Below are 17,306 nucleotides of genomic sequence, written 5' to 3'. Positions count from 1 at the left end.
GAAACTACCCGCGATGGCGGATCAGCAGCTGGCTCATCAGCGCCCGCAGCGCCGGCGGTTTCACCGGCTTGGCCATCATTCCCCAGCCGCGCTCGGCGGCCATCTCGCGCAACCCCGCATCGCGCTCGGCGGTGACCAGCACCACCGGCGGGCGTGCCTGCCACTGCTCCGCCAACGTCTCGTACAGCACCGGGCCGTGGTGATCGCCCATGCGCACATCCAGCAACACCAGTTCCGGCACGGTTGTGGCACTGGCCAACTGCAGCGCCGCCTGCGGGCCGTCGGCCAGCACCACCTCGCAGCCCCAGCGTTCCAGCAACGCGCGGCTGGCTGCGCAGACGTGAGGATCGTCATCGATCACCCAGACCCGACGCCCGCGCAGCGGATTGTCCGCGGCCGGTTCCTGCACCAGCACCGGCGCCGGTGCCGTAGTGGGAATCGCGCTGGCGTCGCCGAACGGCACACCCACCGCGAACACGCTGCCCTGGCCTACCTGCGAGCGCAGCCGGATCGGGTGGCCGAGCAGGCGGCCGATGCGGTCGACGATCGCCAGGCCGAGGCCGGCACCGCGCTGCTGGCCGTCGTGCAGGCGGCGGAATTCCTCGAAGATCTCGCCCTGCAGCGCATCGGGAATACCGGGTCCCTGGTCGTGCACTTCGATCCACAGCAGCCCGTCGCGGCGCCGGCAACCGAGCAGCACGCGCCCGCGTTCGCTGTAGCGCAGCGCATTGGACAGGAAGTTCTGCAGGATGCGCCGCAGCAGCGCTTCATCGCTGACCACCACCGCATCGGTATCGACCCAATCAACCACCAGCCCGCGCGACTGTGCGGCGATGCCGAACTCACGCGCCAGCGTCTGCAGCAGCGGCCCCAGCCGGAATGCCTGCACGCGGGTCGGAAGGCTGCCCGATTCCAGCCGCGCGATATCCAGCAGGCTGTTGAGGATCGCGTCCTGCGCGGCGAGTGCGGCGTCGATGTGGTCGCTGGTCTGCTGCTGTGCCGGATCGCTCAGCTTGCCGCGCAGTACCGAGACGAACATGCGCGCGGCATTGAGCGGCTGCAGCAGGTCGTGCACCGCCGAGGCGACGAAGCGGGTCTTGTAGCGGTTGGCCTGCTCGGCTTCGCGGCGTGCTTCGTCCAGGTCGTGGGTACGCTCGGCGATGCGATGCTCGAGTGCGTCGGCCAGCGAGCGCAGTTCGCGCGCGGCGTTCTTGTAGCTGGTGATGTCGGCATAGCTGGTGACGAAGCCGCCGTCGGGCAGCGGATTGCCACGGATCTCCAGCACCGTGCCGTCGTCCTTCTCGCTTTCGCGCATGTGCGGGCGGCCACTGCGCAGGTGATTGAGGCGGCGCTCGATCGCCTCATCGACCGGGCCCGGGCCCAGCAGGCCACGCCGCGCGTTGAAGCGGAACAGCTCCTCGATGGGCCGGCCCACGCGCACCAGGTCCAGCGGAAAACGGAACAGCTCGAGGTAGCGCGAATTCCACGCGACCAGGCGCAGCTCGCGGTCGATCACCACCACGCCTTGTGGCAGGTGTTCCAGGCTGCGGCTGAGGCCACTGTCGGCGTCGGTGGCAGCCTGCAGCAGGCCATCCTGCGCGGTGCGCAGCTCCTGCGCGTGCTGCTTGAGCAGGGTTTCCAGTTCACGGCGGCTGCGCAGGCGGTGCTTCGCCAGGCGCCGGCGCTGCTGCACGAACAGCACCAGGAAGCCCAGTGCGAGCCACGCGGCACCACCAGTCAGCGCCGCCGCACGGCCGGCGGCGGTGGCAGCGCTGGCGTCGTGCAGCAGATGCAGGTTCCAGCCTTCGGCGGGCAGTGCAAGGCTCTGCCACAGCATCGGTTGTACCAGCGCAGGGTCGAGCAGGCGCACCATGCGCCCACCGTCGGCCAGCACGTCCTCGGTGCGTGCGCGCAGCGGCTGCAGGGCACGGTCGGCGTACTGCCGGGCGTCGAGCATTTCGCGGCGTTCATCAGCGCCCAAGGGGCGCAGCAGGCGGTAGCGCCAGTTGTCCCGGTTGGCCAGGAACACCACGTCGTGGTCATCGCTGGCCAGCACCACGTCCGGGCTGCTCAGCCATTCCTGCTCCAGCGCCGACAGTTCGACCTTGATCACCACCACGCCCAGTCGCTTGCCGTCTTCCTCGATGGCCTGCGACAGGTAGTAGCCGGGTACGCCGGTGGTCATGCCGATGCCGTAGAAACGGCCGCGGCCCTGGGCCAGCGCCTGGCGGTAGTACGGGCGGTAACTGTAGTTCTCGCCGACGTTGGTGGTCGGCTGGTCCCAGTTGCTGGCGGCCACGGCCACGCCGTCATGGCCGACCAGGGTCAGGGTGGAGGCGCGGGTGACCTCGTTGGCACGCTGCAGCTTGAGGTTCAGTCGTTGCCGTTCGGCAGGCGAGGGCGGCACGCGCAGGGCGTGCAGCAGATCCGGATCAAGCGCCAGCACCTGCGGCAGCGTGCCGAAGCGGTCGATGCGCTGCTGCAGGCCCTGGCCATACAGCTGCAGCTGGCGTTGCACCTGGCTGCTTTCCTCGCCCAGTGCGCGGCGCCAGGCGTAGTGGCCGGCGGCGACCGCGCACAGCACGGTACCGCCGACCATCACCAGGATCGTCAGCAACAGCATCCGGTGGCGGCTGAGCCAGTACATGGCGGCAGTCTACGCAGGGCCGGCGGGCGTGGCGTGCACGCCTGCCGGGGTCTGACGTGGAAGGGATCAGAAGTGCATCTGCGCGCGCAGCTCGAAGATTTCCGGCGTGCTGTGCACGCCACGACGGCTGGCGTCGACCTTCACGTAGTTGGCCTGGAACTTGAAGTGGCTGGTGAGGTACCAGTTCGCACCCAGGGTCAGGTCGTGCTGGCGGCCACCGAGGATGCTGCCGTCGTCGAGGTCCAGGCGGCTGTAGCGTGCCACCAGTTCAACCGCGCCGTAGTTGTGCGCGGGCTTGATGTTGGCCACGGCGCCGGCGTTGTACGGGCGCGATTCGCCGGTCAGCACCCAGCTGGCCATCGCGTACTGGCCACTGCCGGTGTAGTCGGGCAGGCCCTTGCGGGTGACGGTGGCCTGCAGGGCTTCGGCCTGCAGCGAGAACGGGCCGCGGATCCAGATGCCTTCCAGGCCGGTGCGGCGGATCTGGTCGGCGGTGACCAGCGCGCCGGAGTCGACGTAACGGATGTCGGTCAGGCCGGCTTCCGGACGTGCGCGCAGGCGTGCGCTGGCTTCGTGGTGCACATCGCGGCCATCGCTGTAGCCGCGCGGATTCTCCTGCGAATAAGCCACGCCCAGGTGGATCACATCACCCGGCGCCTTCACCGGCGTCCACACGGCGCGCACCGCCTGGGTGGTGCCGGGGTTGTCACCCTGCAGGTCCTTGCCGCCATAGGCGCCGGCCTGCAGCAGGTACTGCGGGCGCTCCAGCACCCATTCCACGCCGGTACGGCGGCCGGCGTAGAACGCCTGCACCGGCAGCGCGGTTTCCAGGAAGCTGCCGGCACGCGAGGAGGTGTTCGCATCCAGGCCGACCGGGGTCTTCATGTAGCCGAAGCGGAAACGGCCGACGTCGCGGCCGAAGAACGCCTTGCTCTCGAAACGCACGAACACGTCCAGCCAGGTGTCGGCCTGGAAGTCGTAATAGACCATCGCGTCGTAGACGCCCTTCTTCTTCAACGTTGCGCCGAACTCCTTGCGGCGCACGGCATCATCGTCCTCAAGGCCGCTGGCCGAGGAGAAGTCGTTGTAGTCGTAGGCGATGTTGGCGGTGGCGGCCAGCTCGGTGCCATCGTCGAAGGTGTACTTGGTCGGCCAGTTGTCGAAATCCGCTGCCGAAGCGAAGGCGGGAAGGGCGGCCAGCGACAGGGCCAGCAAGGTGGGAATCGGGCGCATGTTGGGTGCGGCTCTCTCGGATTGCGTGTGGACAGGACATCAACGGCCGCAAGGGCCGGAACTTTCGCAAGGACGCGCCCGGCCGTTCAGCCTGGGCCACCGGCCTCCCCGGGATCGGGCGGTGCGGCGTCAGTGTAGGCACCGTGGCCGCCTGAACCGGGGGGCTAGTACCAATAGGTTATCTGCGCCGGCGTGCCTGGCGCGTACAAAGGCGTCCATTGGTCGCACCCCTCGTGCATGCAGCACGGGGCCCGCGATCAGTTTCCACGGTAACGGTTCCCGTGCTGTCCCGGGGCCGTACGTGCCTGAAAACGCCCCTTCCGGAGTACGCCATGCACATCCCGACCGCAGCCCCGGCGCCTGCAAAGCCGTTGCCGATCTATCGCCAGCTGTACTTCCAGGTGATCGTGGCGATCGTCCTGGGCGCCATCCTCGGCCACTACGAACCGCTGATCGGCGAGAAGATGAAGCCGCTCGGCGACGCCTTCATCAACCTGGTGAAGATGATCATCGCGCCGGTGATCTTCCTGACCATCGTCACCGGCATCGCCAGCATGACCCACCTGCGCACCGTGGGCCGGGTGTTCGCCAAGGCGATGGCGTACTTCCTGTTCTTCTCCACGCTGGCGCTGATCGTCGGCATGATCGTGGCGCACGTGGTGCAGCCCGGCGCCGGCATGAACATCAACCCGGCCGAGCTGGACCAGACCGCGGTGCACAGCTACGTCGAGAAGTCGCATGACCTGACCCTGGTCGGCTTCCTGATGGACATCATCCCGAAGACGCTGCTCAGCGCCTTCGTCGACGGCAACATCCTGCAGGTGCTGTTCGTGGCCGTGCTGTTCGGCATCGCGCTGGCGATGGTGGGCGAGAAGGGCAAGCCGGTGCTGAACTTCCTGGAGGCGCTGGTCGCCCCGGTGTTCAAGCTGGTGCACATCCTGATGAAGGCCGCCCCGATCGGTGCCTTCGGTGCGATCGCCTTCACCATCGGCAAGTACGGCGTCGGTTCGCTGATCAACCTGGCCTGGCTGGTGGGCTCGTTCTACCTCACCGCGTTCCTGTTCGTGGCGGTCATCCTGGGCCTGGTCTGCCGCCTGTGCGGCTTCTCGGTGTTCAAGCTGGCGCGCTACCTGAAGGCCGAACTGCTGCTGGTGCTGGGCACCTCCTCGTCGGAGTCGGCGCTGCCGTCGCTGATGGAGAAGATGGAACGGGCCGGCTGCAGCAAGTCGGTGGTGGGCCTGGTGGTCCCGACGGGCTACTCGTTCAACCTGGACGGCACCAACATCTACATGACCCTGGCCGCGCTGTTCATTGCCCAGGCCACCAACACCGAACTGACCCTGGGCCACCAGATCGCCCTGCTGCTGGTCGCCATGCTCAGCTCCAAGGGCGCGGCCGGTGTCACCGGTGCCGGCTTCATCACCCTGGCCGCCACCCTGGCGGTGGTGCCGGAAGTGCCGGTGGCCGGCATGGCGCTGATCCTGGGCGTGGACCGCTTCATGAGCGAATGCCGCTCGCTGACCAACTTCATCGGCAATGCCGTGGCCACCGTGGTGGTCTCGCGCTGGGAAGGCGCACTGGACCGCAACCGCCTGCAGCTGGCGCTGGATGGCCGCGAAAGCGAGCTGCCGCCGCCGGTGGATGCGCTGCCCGAGGCGCTGCCGGCCAAGGGCTGATCCAGGTGTGTGGTACCGCGGGGCCGATCACGACAGTGGTACGGCCCCGCGGCGTTTCAAGGCGTCCCACGGCTGTCACGCGAGGCGCCGAAGCTGGTATCAAGGCCTGGTCGCATACGGCACGGAATTGTGCGGTCGCAGCATGCATGCGACAGGATAGCGACAGGTCCAGACGCTCCAACGGGGGTATCATCCCCTGTCCCTTCTGCCCATTCATGTAACCCACATCGATGTCCAACGAAGATTTCAAACAGGCCGCCCTCGATTACCACCGGATGTCTCCGCCCGGCAAGATCAAGGTTTCCGCTACCAAGCCCATGCTGACCCAGCGCGACCTGTCGCTGGCGTATTCGCCGGGCGTGGCGTACGCCTGTGAAGCGATCAAGGCCGACCCGCAGCAGGCCAGCGAGCTGACCGCGCGCGGCAACCTGGTGGCGGTGATCTCCAACGGCACCGCGGTGCTGGGCCTGGGCAACATCGGCGCGCTGGCCGGCAAGCCGGTGATGGAAGGCAAGGGCGTGCTGTTCCAGAAGTTCGCCGGCATCGATGTGTTCGACATCGAAGTGGATGAAACCGACCCGGACAAGCTGGTCGACATCATCGCCTCGCTGGAGCCGACCTTCGGCGGCATCAACCTGGAAGACATCAAGGCGCCGGAATGCTTCGTGGTCGAGCGCAAGCTGCGCGAGCGCATGAAGATCCCGGTGTTCCATGACGACCAGCACGGCACGGCGATCATCGTCGGCGCGGCCGTGCTCAACGCGATGGCGATCACCGGCAAGAAGATCGAGGACGTGAAGCTGGCGACCACGGGCATGGGCGCGGCCGGCATTTCCTGCGTGAACATGCTGGTGCAGCTGGGCCTGAAGCCGGAGAACATCCTGGCCTTCGACCGCGAGGGTGTGATCCACACCGGCCGTACCGACCTGGACCCGGAAAAGCAGCGCTATGCGCGCGACACCGACAAGCGCACCCTGGCCGAGATCGTCGATGGCGCGGATATCTTCCTGGGCCTGTCCGCGCCGGGCATCCTGACCGCCGAGATGGTCAAGACCATGGCGCCGGACCCGGTGATCTTCGCCCTGGCCAACCCGACCCCGGAAATCATGCCGGAACTGGCGCGTGCCGCCCGTCCGGACGCGATCATCGGCACCGGCCGTTCGGACTACCCGAACCAGGTCAACAACGTGCTGTGCTTCCCGTACCTGTTCCGCGGTGCGCTGGACGTGGGCGCCACCGCGATCAACGAGGAAATGAAGATCGCCTGCGTGCGCGCCATCGCCGCGCTGGCGCGCCGTGCCGCCACCGACATGGGCTCGGCCTACGGCGGCGATACCCCGAGCTTCGGCCGTGAATACCTGATTCCGCGTCCGTTCGACCGCCGCCTGCTGGTGGAGCTGTCGGCTGCCGTGGCCCAGGCCGCGATGGACTCGGGCGTGGCCTCGCGCCCGATCGACGACATGGGCGCCTACCGCGACAAGCTGGCCCAGTTCGTCTACCGCACCAGCCTGATGATGAAGCCGGTCTACGACCGCGCGCGCAGCGACAAGCAGCGCGTGGTGTATGCCGAAGGCGAAGAGGAAGTGGTGCTGCAGGCGGTGCAGAACGTGGTCGATGACGGCCTGGCGCACCCGATCCTGATCGGCCGCCCGGAAGTGATCGAGTCGCGCATCGAGCGCCTCGGCCTGCGCCTGAAGATCGGTGAGAACGTTGAAGTCACCAACATCAACGACGACCCGCGCTTCAACGAGTACTGGCAGTACTACCACGGCCTGACCGGCCGTCGTGGCGTGACCGTGGCCGCGGCGAAGAACCTGATGCGTTCGCGCCCGACCCTGATTGCCGCGGTGATGGTGGCGCGTGGCGAAGCCGATGCGATGCTGACCGGCATCGTCGGCCGCTTCCACAAGAAGCTGGGTTACGTGCGCAGCGTGCTGCCGCTGGAGCCGAAGGTCACCTCGACCTCGGCGATGACCGGCGTGATCAACCAGCAGGGCGTGTTCTTCTTCGTCGATACCCACGTGCAGGAAGACCCGACCGCCGAGCAGCTGTGCGAAGCCACGCTGCAGGCGGCCTACCGCATGAAGCTGTTCGGCATCGAGCCGAAGGTGGCGCTGCTGTCGCACTCCAACTTCGGCAGCCATGATTCGAAGGACGCGCTGAAGATGCGCCAGGTGCGCGAGCTGCTGCTCAAGCGCAACCCGCGCCTGAACGTGGACGGCGAAATGCAGGGCGACACCGCGTGGGATGAAGCGCTGCGCCAGAAGCTGCTGCCGGGCTCGACCCTGCAGGGCCGCGCCAACCTGTTCGTGCTGCCGAACCTGGAAGCGGCCAACATCGCCTACAACCTGGTGCGTGTGTTCACCGACGGTGTGGCGATCGGCCCGATCCTGATGGGCGTGAACAAGCCGGTGCACATCCTGACCACCAGCGCGACCTCGCGCCGGATCCTGAACATGACCGCGATCGCCGCGGTGGATGCGCAGATCAGGAAGCAGCTGGAAGCGGAAAAGAAGGCATAAGCCTTCTTTCCCACTTCCGCTGCCCACGCATTCTTCCTCTACCCCCGCCTTCGGCGCGCCCCTTCAACAAGAAGGGGCTCCTGGTCGGAAGAATGATGGCGCTGGCGCCGTTGGGCGTCGGCGCAAATGAAAACACCGGGCACTGCCCGGTGTTTTCATTTGCCGCAACGGTCGCCGAACCTGCCACACGCGCTTCGCAACCCGGTCATTTGCCTGCAACCCCGCTGGGGCCCAATACGCCCACGCGGCCCGGCCGTGGGAAGGGACCGGACCGGCCTTCCCACCCTGGGCCCGACCACCTCCCCATCGGCGAAAGTGTCATGCGCAATCGAGTGACCCGGCGGTACTTCCAGCAGTTGTTCGCGCTGTACGCAGGATTCGTGCAGTCGCGCTGAGGCCGCCAGCTGCCGCGGCGCGGCGGGCATCCGTGCCCACCGTGCATGCGGCTTACTGCGCCGCGCCGGGTGCCAGCAGTTCAATCTCCGACAGCGGCATCCGGCCCGGCGCTACCAGGCGCAGGCGGTACTCGCTGTAGCGACCGGGCCTGGCGATGCGGAACGGCCGGGTCTGGCGAGGGGATTCGAAGTCTTCGCCGCTGCGCTGGTCCAGCAGCGTCCAGCTGCCGTCGCCGCTGCGGGCCTCCAGCGCCCATTCGCCGCCGCGGATGCTGCCGTCGCCGCTGGTCAGCGTGTACATCGTCGGGGCGCCCTCGGCCAGCCCGGTCAGCGCGATGATCGCGCCACCGCCCAGGCCGACCGTGGTACCGGCATCGTCATCCACCAGTGCAGGCAGCGCGCGGCCATCGCCTGATGTGGCTTTCGCGCCGCTGCCAAGCAGGTCGTGCAGCAGCTGCGGGCGCTGGCCACGCGCGGTCAGCGAGGGCGGCGCGTCGTCCACGCCACTGCCCCAACGCGACGGCCTTGGGCCCATCACGAAGTCCAGCGTCGCACCCTTGGCGATCAGTTCGTGCGGCACCCAGGTCTTGGTCCAGGGTTTGCCGTTGATCTTCAGCGACTGCACGTAGACGTTCTCGCGCGTGTTGTTGGCCGCGTTCACGGTCAGCACGGCGCCGCCCTGCAGTTCCACGCGTGCGTGGCGGAATGCAGGCGAACCGATCACGTACTCGGGGGCGCCCATGCGCAACGGGTACAGGCCCAGCGAGGCCAGCACGTACCACGCCGAGGTCTCGCCATTGTCCTCGTCACCCGGATAGCCCTGGCCGATCTCGCTGCCGACGTACAGCCGCGACAGGATCTCGCGCACGTGCTGCTGGGTCTTCCACGGCTGCCCGGCATACAGGTACATCCACGGGATGTGGTGCGCCGGCTGGTTGCTGTGCGCGTACATGCCCATGCGCACATCGCGTGCTTCGGTCATTTCATGGATGGTGCCGCCGTAGGAGCCGGCCAGCGCCGGGTCTGCGGTCTCCGGGGTGGCGAAGAAGGTATCCAGCTTCGCCGCCAGCCTGTCGCGGCCACCGTACAGCGCGGCCAGGCCTTCGCCATCGTGGGCGGCGGTGAAGGCGAAGGTCCAGCCGTTGGACTCGGTGTAGTCGTGGCCCCACACGCGCGGGTCGTAGCGCTTGGAATCCACTCGCCAGCGGCCGTCGGCAGTGCGGCCCTGGAAGAAGCCGGCGGCCGGATCGAACATCGTTGCGTAGCTGGCCGCGCGGTAGCGGAAGTAGTCGGCCTCGGTGCTGTAGCGCTCGCGTGCGGCAGGCGTGGTTGCGCGCTTGGCCAGGGCATCGGCCATGTTGGCGACGCCGAAGTCATTGAGCGCGCCTTCCATCGTCCACGACATGCCCTCGTGCACGTCGGCACTGGCATAGCCGCGGAAGGTCGAACGCTGCATGCCCTTGCGGCCGACGTGACGGTCCGGCGGTACCACGGTCGCGTTCTTCAACGCGGCGGCATAGGCCTCGGCCGGATCGAAGCCGCCGATTCCCTTCAGCCACGCGTCGGCGAAGGCCACGTCGGAGCTGGTACCGACCATCAGGTCCGCATAGCCCGGCGACGACCAGCGTGCGATCCAGCCACCGGCGCGGTACTGCTCGATGAAGCCCTGCACCAGCTGCCCGGCATCATCGGGCGTGAACAGCGCATAGGCTGGCCACGTGGTGCGGAAGGTGTCCCAGAAACCGTTGTTGACGAACACCTTGCCATCGCGCACGGCGGCGAAGGTCCGGGTCGCGCTGCCGCCGGTGTTGTCCTCGCTGGCACTGGCCTGGTTGGCGTAGCGCCAGTCCGGTGCGGCCGCGCTGCCCACATTCTCGTGGCCGGAATTGGGATACAGGAAGAGCCGGTACAGGCTGGAATACAGCGTGGTCTTCTGGTCGTCGCTGGCATCGCCGATGTCGAAGCGGGCCAGGCGTGCATCCCAGGCATCCTGCGCGCGGCCGGCCACGCTCTCCAGCGTATCGGCCGCAGCAATCTCCAGCGCCAGATTGTGCCGGGCCTGTTCCACCGAGATCAGCGAGGTGGCGATGCGCATGTTCACCCGCCGCTCGCTGCCGGCATCGAACTTGATGTAGCCGGTGGGGCGGCCGGTGTCGATGCGGCCGCTGCTGCGCCACGGCTTGTCGAAACGGGCCGCCACGTACATGCGGCTGGCGCCGTTGGACAGGCCGCTGCGCGTATCGGTGTAGCCGGTGAGGGTCTGCGTGGCGGCATCCAGGGTCAGCCCACCACGCGCATCAACGTTGTCGAACAGCAGGTTGGCGTCGCCGTCTTCGGGGAAATCGAAGCGGAACAGCGCCGCATGGTCGGTCGGCGCGATCGCGGCGGCGATGCCGTTGTCGAAGCGCACGTCGTAACGGTAGGGGCGCGCACTCTCATGGCTGCGCTCGAACGACAGCGCACGCTTGCGGCGGTCGGCGGACGGCACGCCGCGGTTGGCCGAGGGCATCACCTGGAAGGTCTGGCGGTCGCCCATCCACGGGCTGGGCTGGTGGCTCAGCGCAAGCGCCTGCAGCTGCGGACGGTTCTGCGCATCGTTCTGCTCGTTCCAGCGGTACAGCCAGTTCAGCGCACCGGCATCGGTCACCGGGGTCCAGAAGTTGAATCCGTGCGGCACCGCCGTGGCCGGGAAATTGTTGCCGCGCGAGAAGGTGCCGTTGGCCTGGGTGCCGCGGGTGGTCAGCACCCAATCGGAAGCCCGCTGTGGCTGGGGGCGTGGCTGCACGTCCAGGCGCACGTCGTCGATCCAGCCGGAGACCGGTGCACCCTCGGCACTGGCCACCTCCAGTTCGATCGCCACCACGCGACGCCCCTTCAGCGCGGGTACCTCGCCCAGGCGTATCGCCTTGCGCGCCCACTGCTGCGGATACAGCGTCTTCGACGCGCCTTGCGCGCGCGCGCCGATGGCCACGCCATGCTGGTCGCGTGCAGCGCTGGACGACACGCGGCTGCCATCGTCCAGCAGCAGGTCCAGCGAGACATAGGTCGAGGCCACGGTGTCCTTGCCGACGATTTCCGGCAGCACCAGCCATGACAGGGTGGTTTCGGCTTCGATGGGCAGATCGGTCCTGAACAGCTCGCGCCGCGCGCTGCCGCCGTTGCTGCTGTAGCGCAGTGCATGCAGGCCGCTGTAGCCGGCATTGCGCTTGGCGGCGTAGGGCGCGGCGGGACCGTCGCCGATCGACACCTGCAACCCACCCGCCGCCGGGGTCGGGGCAGGTTCGCCCGGTTCGAACGAAGTCTGCAGCCCCTGTGCCAACACCGGCATCGCGGTAGTCGCACAGGCCAGGGCCAGGGCGAGCGGAAGCAGGGCGCGGCGTGGATCGGACAGGGTCATGCAGGGATCTCCCGGAAGGGCTGGCGGCGGGCAGAACCCGCATCGGCGGGCACCACGGACAGCATCGCTCCGCCCGCCGGGATGGCAGTGGGAGAGGCGATGCCGGTCCGGTGGGGGCGGGCCATGCGATCGGGTCGAAGAGGGCAGGTCGGGTCGCGACCTGGCCCGATCCTGCAACAGCCGCCGCGACCTGACAAGTGCCATTTAGTTCGATCCAAATGCGGGAAATAGTGCGGTCGGCAGGTTTTCGGCGCGAACCCGCCGGATCGATTGAAGAAATCGCCCTGCCGATCCGGCCTGCGCAGGGGCGGCACAATGTCGGGGCGGCCCGGATGCTAGAATCACAGCCCTCGCAACCCGTTCATCGACATCCGCCATGAGCCATACCGCCACCGCGCCCGCCAACGCCGAGAAGCGCTACACCGTGCACCGCAGCGATCTGCCGCTGAGCTGCCCGACCCCGGAAATGGCGCTGTGGAACTCGCATCCGCGCGTGTACCTGCCGATCGAAGACGAGCCCAACGGCGAAGCGCAGTGCCCGTACTGCGGTTCCGTGTTCGTGCTGGCCGACTAAGCGGCCGCCCCTTCGATGCGCCGATTGACCGTGGTGCAGTTGCTGCCGGCGCTGCACTCCGGCGGTGTCGAGCGCTCGACCCTGGAAATTGCTGCGGCCCTGGTCGCCGCCGGCCATCGCGCGCTGGTGGTTTCTGCTGGTGGCCGCCTGGTGCAGCCGCTGCTGGACAGCGGTGCCGAGCACCTCACCCTCGACATCGGCCGCAAGTCGCTGCTGACCCTGCGGCATCTGCCGACCCTGCGGCGCCTGTTTGCCGAGGTCGGCGCCGACATCGTGCATGCCCGTTCGCGGCTGCCGGCCTGGCTGGGCCTGTACGCGATCCGCGCCATGCCCGCCGCACAGCGCCCGCACTGGGTCACCACCGTGCACGGGCTGAACTCACCCAGTCGCTACAGCGCAGTGATGACCAGCGGCGAGCGCGTGATCTGCGTATCCAACAGCGTACGTGACTACGTGCGCCGGCATTACCCGACGGTCCCCGAAGCGACGCTGCAGGTGATCCCGCGCGGCGTCGACGTCGCCCAGTTCCCGCGCGTGGCGCGCGCCGACCGCCGGCCGCGCCTGGCGCTGGCGGCCGATCATCCGTGGCTGGCGCAGGTGGAAGGCCCGCTGCTGCTGCTGCCGGGGCGGGGCACCCGCCTGAAGGGCCACGCCCATGCGCTGCAGCTGCTGTCCGACGTGCGCGCCGCCGGTGTGCCGGCCCAGCTGTGGATGCTGGGCACCGATGAACCGGGCCGCGAAGCCTATGTGGCGGATCTGCGCCGGCAGGCGACGGCGCTGGGCGTGGCCGAGGCCGTGCAGATCAGCGCGCCCACCGCACGCATTGCCCAGGCCTATGCCGCCAGTGACCTGGTGCTGCAGCTGTCGGACAAACCGGAAGCCTTTGGCCGCACCGTGGTCGAGGCGCTGTCGGTCGGCCGCCCGGTGCTGGGCTGGGACCATGGCGGCGTGGGTGAACTGCTGCAGCAACTGCAACCCGCGGGCGCCGTACCGTTGGGTGATGTGCGGGCACTGGGTGAACGCGCGCTGGCCCTGCTGGCGCAGCCGCCGTCCCTGCCGGCGCGCATCCCGTTTACCCTGCAGGCCATGCAGCGTGACACCCTTCGCCTCTATGCCGACCTTGCCGGCTGACGCCACCGTTCCCCTGCGCGACGACCGCGCCGGGCGCTGGGCACCCTGGTGGGTGCTGGCGTACGTGGCGATGTGGCCGCTGCCGGGCATCGCCGAAACCGTGCTCGGACTGGGCGCGCTGTACGCCGCCGCGCGCATGGTCATGCGCCGCCTGCAGCGCCGTCCGCACCTGCTGAGCACGGCGGCCTGGGCGCTGACCTCGATCCTGTTCCTTGGCTACTGGCTGCCGCAGGCGTTCTCGGCCATCGATGCCATCGATCCTGCAGCGTCGTGGACCAAGGCGGCCGCCGGCCTGCGCTATCTTCCTTTCATGTGGCTGGTGGCAATCGCCGTAGCCACGCCCGAACGGCGAAGGCTGACCTTCGGTGGCCTGGCACTGATCACGGGTGCATGGACGCTGGATGCACTGGTACAGGCCGTGGCCGGTACCAGCCCATGGTTCTGGTCGCTGGAACACCTGAAGCTGGCCGTAAGCGGCCACGCGTTGTGCCCGGCGGACGAAGCCGCCCTGGCTGACCGGCTCAGTGGGGCCCTGGGGCCCTGCAACCTCAAGTTCGGCCAGGTGCTGGCCAGCCTGTCACCGTTCCTGTTGTTGCCGATCGCGCGGCGCTTCGGCAATGCGGGCTGGTTGCTGGCGGCCGCCGCGCTTGGCGGCGTGCTGCTGCTGGCAGGGTCGCGTGCCTCGTGGATCACGTTCGCACTGGTGCTGGCCTACAGTGGCGTGCGCCAGTTCGGCTGGAAGCGGCTGGCGTTGCTGGCGCTGCTTGCGGTGCTGGCAGCCGGCGCGTTGACCGCCAGCGTGCCGCAACTGCGCGAACGCTTCGCGCGTACGGCGATGGCCTGGGAGGGCGGCGAACGCGGTGTCGACCAGGCGCTGTCCGGGCGTGCACGGATCTGGCAGGCCGCCGTGTGCATGATTGAAGAACATCCGATCAACGGTGTCGGCGCACGCGGCTTCCGCGATGCCTATCCGGCCTGCGTCGCCGATGAGGGGCCGGCGGTCTGGGGTAATGCGCCTGCGCTGCATGCCCATCAGATCGTGCTGGAAATCCTCGCTGAAACCGGCGTGCTCGGTCTGCTGCTGTGGTTGGCGGCAGTGGCCCAGGCCTGGCGCGCATGGCGCTATGCGCCGGCCAGCGCGCGTGAGCGCGCGCGCCCGGCGATGCTGGCGCTGGCGGTCACGGTGTTTCCGCTCAACACCCACCTGGCGTTCTACTCGGCGTTCTGGGGCGGCCTGACGGTGATGCTGGCAGCGCTGTTCGCCGGCAGCCTGCTGGCGCGCGAGGCAGAGGATTCGCCGCCGATACGGTAGTTGCCAACCTTGGTTGGCCATCCCCAGGTCGAGGGTCAGATCATCGGCGCCAACCAAGGTTGGCGACTACCTCGCGCATGCAGACGCCCAGCAGTCCGGTCGATGTCAGCCCTGGCTGGCACCGGCTGCCACATCCAGCTAATTGTAGAAATCGCTCCGCCCGCCCGGTTGGCGCTTGAAACGGCGATGGATCCACAGGTACTGGTCGGGGGCCTCGCGCACCATCGCTTCGATGGCCTGGTTGACCCGGGTGGTATCGGCTTCCACGTCTTCGCTGGGGAAGTTTTCCAGCGGTGCGCCGATCTTCAGGAAGTACTTCCCGCCTTCGCGGCGGTGGAAGTACGGGATCACCGCGCAGCCGGTCATCCGCGCCAGCTGGTGGGTGGCGGTGATGGTGGACGCGGTGTGGCCGAAGAACGGCACGAACACGGTGTCCTTGCCGCGCATGTCCTGGTCCGGCGCGTACCAGAGGAAGCCGCCCTTCTTCAGGTGCCGCACAGTGGCGCGGATGTCTTCGTTGGCATACATCGCCTTGGCGTAGCGCAGGCGGCCGAACTTCACCGCCCACTCGTACACCGGGTTCTTGTGCTTGCGGTACATGCCCGACAGGTCGACGTAGTCGCACAGCAGGCGGCCGCACATCTCCAGGGTCATGAAGTGGCCGGAGACCAGCAGCACGCCGCGGCCTTCGGCCTGCATCCGCTGCAGATGTTCCAGGCCCTCGATCTGCACCTGCGGGCGGATGCGGTCGATGCTGCCCCACCAGGCGCGGATGCATTCGAACACGCCCACGCCCAGTGCATCGAAGCTGTCGCGTACCAGGCGCTGGCGCCAGGCCTCGTCCTTTTCCGGGAAGCACAGCTGCAGGTTGACCTCGGCGGCGCGGCGGCGGCTGCCGAGCAGGCGCCAGCTGATCCAGCCGACGCCACGGCCCAGCGCGCGCTGCAGCATCCACGGCAGGCGGGCGATGGCGAAGGCGCCGAACATGACGGCGAACATCGGCCAGTTGCGGGGATCGCGCAGCGACGGGCGGATGGCAGTGGAGGCATCGGACATTGCTCCATTCTACCAACCCGGCCGCGTGTCTTTCCCGGGGGCCTCCCGTATCCTTGCCGCATGCGTAAAGACCCTGTCGAATGGATCCTGCGCGGCCTGTATTCGGCCGTGCTTTACCTGCTGCTGCCGATCACCGTGTACCACCTGGTCTGGCGCGGTTTCCGGGTCCGTGAATACTTCCGGCGCTGGGACGAGCGCTACGCCTCCTACCCACAGCCGACCGGCCAGCCGCGGGTCTGGCTGCATGCGGTGTCGGTGGGCGAGGTCAATGCCGCCGCCCCGCTGGTCAACGCCCTGCGCCAGCAACGTCCGGATATCCGCTGGGTCATCACCACCATCACCCCGACCGGGTCCGAACGCGTGCGCGCGCTGTGGGGCGACGCGCTCGACCATGTCTACCTGCCGTACGACGTGCCCGGCAGCGTCAACCGCTTCCTCGGCCACTTCCGGCCCAGCCTGGCGCTGATCCTGGAGACCGAGCTGTGGCCGAACATGCTGTTCGGTTGCCGCGATCGCCGCATTCCGGTCTACATCCTCAATGCCCGCCTGTCGGCCCGCTCGCTGCGTGGCTACCGGTTGCTGGCAGCGCTGATCCGTCGCGCCCTGCGCACGGTCACCTGCGTCGCCGCCCAGTCGCAGGATGATGCCGAGCGCTTCGTGCAGCTGGGCGCGGCCCCCGAGCAGGTGCAGGCGCTGGGCAACCTGAAGTTCGACATCGCCACGCCGGACGTTCAGGATTTCGTCGCGCAGTTCCATGCGCAGGTACCCGCTGGACGCCCGGTGTGGATCGCCGCCAGCACCCATGACGGTGAGGAGCAGGCGGTGATCGACCTGCACCGTCGCCTGCGCCAGCAGCATCCCGACCTGCTGCTGCTGTGGGCGCCGCGCCATCCCGAGCGCTTCCCGAAGGTGGAGGCCCTGGCGCGCGAGCAGGGCTGGAATGTGGCGACCCGGCGTGCGATGCAGTGGCCGGACGCCGGCACCGATGTGTTCGTCATCGACACCCTGGGTGAACTGATGCCGTTCTATGCCTGTGCGCAGGTGGCGTTCGTCGGCGGCAGCCTGCAATCGATCGGTGGCCACAACCTGCTGGAACCGGCGGCGATGGGCACCGCCGCGGTGACCGGCCCGCACCTGCACAACTTCTCCGAGATCTCACGACGCATGCGCGAGGCCGGTGCCCTGCTGATCGGCGAGGACGTGCAGGCGGTTGGCGATCTGCTGCAGCACCTGCTTGATGACGAACGTGCACGCGAGGACATGGCGCGTGCCGGCTGCACCCTGGTCAGCAACGGTCGCGGCGCATTGCAGCGTACGCTGGCGCTGGTGGCCCCCCACCTGCCTCCTCCGCGCAGCTGAGGCC

Annotated in this window: 10 protein-coding genes; 6 read left to right on the top strand and 4 right to left on the bottom strand. The window is 68.3% G+C overall.

The features are described 5' to 3' along the window. Positions 1–4: 4 nt before the first annotated feature. Together VN11_RS18140 and VN11_RS18135 are read right to left on the bottom strand one after the other, a co-directional pair. Positions 5–2,647: a hybrid sensor histidine kinase/response regulator gene (locus VN11_RS18140; protein ID WP_053450749.1), complete on the bottom strand. Its 2,643-nt coding sequence runs from the start codon at positions 2,645–2,647 to the stop codon at positions 5–7. Between the two features lie 66 nt (positions 2,648–2,713). After that, the gene (locus tag VN11_RS18135) at positions 2,714–3,880 is read right to left on the bottom strand and encodes an OprO/OprP family phosphate-selective porin (protein WP_053450748.1); all 1,167 of its coding nucleotides are present in this window, start codon (positions 3,878–3,880) and stop codon (positions 2,714–2,716) included. A gap of 332 nt (positions 3,881–4,212) precedes the next feature. Between VN11_RS18135 and VN11_RS18130 the strand changes: the two genes are divergently transcribed. After that, positions 4,213–5,556, top strand: a complete 1,344-nt coding sequence (locus VN11_RS18130) for a dicarboxylate/amino acid:cation symporter (RefSeq protein ID WP_006468434.1) — start codon at positions 4,213–4,215, stop codon at positions 5,554–5,556. Positions 5,557–5,786: 230 nt separating this feature from the next. Next, positions 5,787–8,078, top strand: a complete 2,292-nt coding sequence (locus VN11_RS18125) for an NADP-dependent malic enzyme (protein WP_053450747.1) — start codon at positions 5,787–5,789, stop codon at positions 8,076–8,078. A gap of 447 nt (positions 8,079–8,525) precedes the next feature. Here VN11_RS18125 and VN11_RS18120 read toward each other — a convergent pair whose 3' ends face one another. Further along, positions 8,526–11,870, bottom strand: coding sequence for a GH92 family glycosyl hydrolase (locus VN11_RS18120; RefSeq protein WP_053450746.1), 3,345 nt, complete (start codon positions 11,868–11,870; stop codon positions 8,526–8,528). Between the two features lie 376 nt (positions 11,871–12,246). On the opposite strand from VN11_RS18120, the gene VN11_RS18115 reads away from it, so the two are divergent. Genes VN11_RS18115 through VN11_RS18105 form a run of 3 tightly spaced genes read left to right on the top strand, consistent with a single transcriptional unit; the run spans position 12,247 to position 14,887 of the window. Next, on the top strand, positions 12,247–12,444 hold the full coding sequence (locus tag VN11_RS18115) for a zinc-finger domain-containing protein (protein WP_005410967.1): 198 nt from the start codon (positions 12,247–12,249) through the stop codon (positions 12,442–12,444). Positions 12,445–12,459: 15 nt separating this feature from the next. Further along, positions 12,460–13,575, top strand: coding sequence for a glycosyltransferase (locus VN11_RS18110; protein ID WP_053450745.1), 1,116 nt, complete (start codon positions 12,460–12,462; stop codon positions 13,573–13,575). Further along, on the top strand, positions 13,556–14,887 hold the full coding sequence (locus VN11_RS18105) for an O-antigen ligase family protein (RefSeq protein WP_053450744.1): 1,332 nt from the start codon (positions 13,556–13,558) through the stop codon (positions 14,885–14,887). The genes VN11_RS18110 and VN11_RS18105 overlap by 20 nt, the downstream gene beginning before the upstream one ends. A 138-nt stretch (positions 14,888–15,025) precedes the next feature. Here the strand turns inward: VN11_RS18105 and VN11_RS18100 are convergent, their stop codons facing one another. Beyond that, positions 15,026–15,943 carry an LpxL/LpxP family Kdo(2)-lipid IV(A) lauroyl/palmitoleoyl acyltransferase gene (locus VN11_RS18100; RefSeq protein WP_053450743.1) on the bottom strand — a complete coding sequence of 306 codons (918 nt, stop codon included), beginning with the start codon at positions 15,941–15,943 and terminating at the stop codon, positions 15,026–15,028. Positions 15,944–16,003: 60 nt separating this feature from the next. On the opposite strand from VN11_RS18100, the gene waaA reads away from it, so the two are divergent. After that, on the top strand, positions 16,004–17,302 hold the full coding sequence (gene waaA, locus VN11_RS18095; RefSeq protein WP_053450742.1) for a lipid IV(A) 3-deoxy-D-manno-octulosonic acid transferase: 1,299 nt from the start codon (positions 16,004–16,006) through the stop codon (positions 17,300–17,302). Positions 17,303–17,306 lie beyond the last annotated feature (4 nt).

Origin of the sequence: Stenotrophomonas maltophilia (genome assembly GCF_001274595.1) — a bacterium.
Taxonomy (GTDB): domain Bacteria; phylum Pseudomonadota; class Gammaproteobacteria; order Xanthomonadales; family Xanthomonadaceae; genus Stenotrophomonas; species Stenotrophomonas forensis.
The sequence above is the reverse complement of the archived record's forward strand: the minus strand, read 5'-3'. Positions and strand labels throughout refer to the sequence as shown.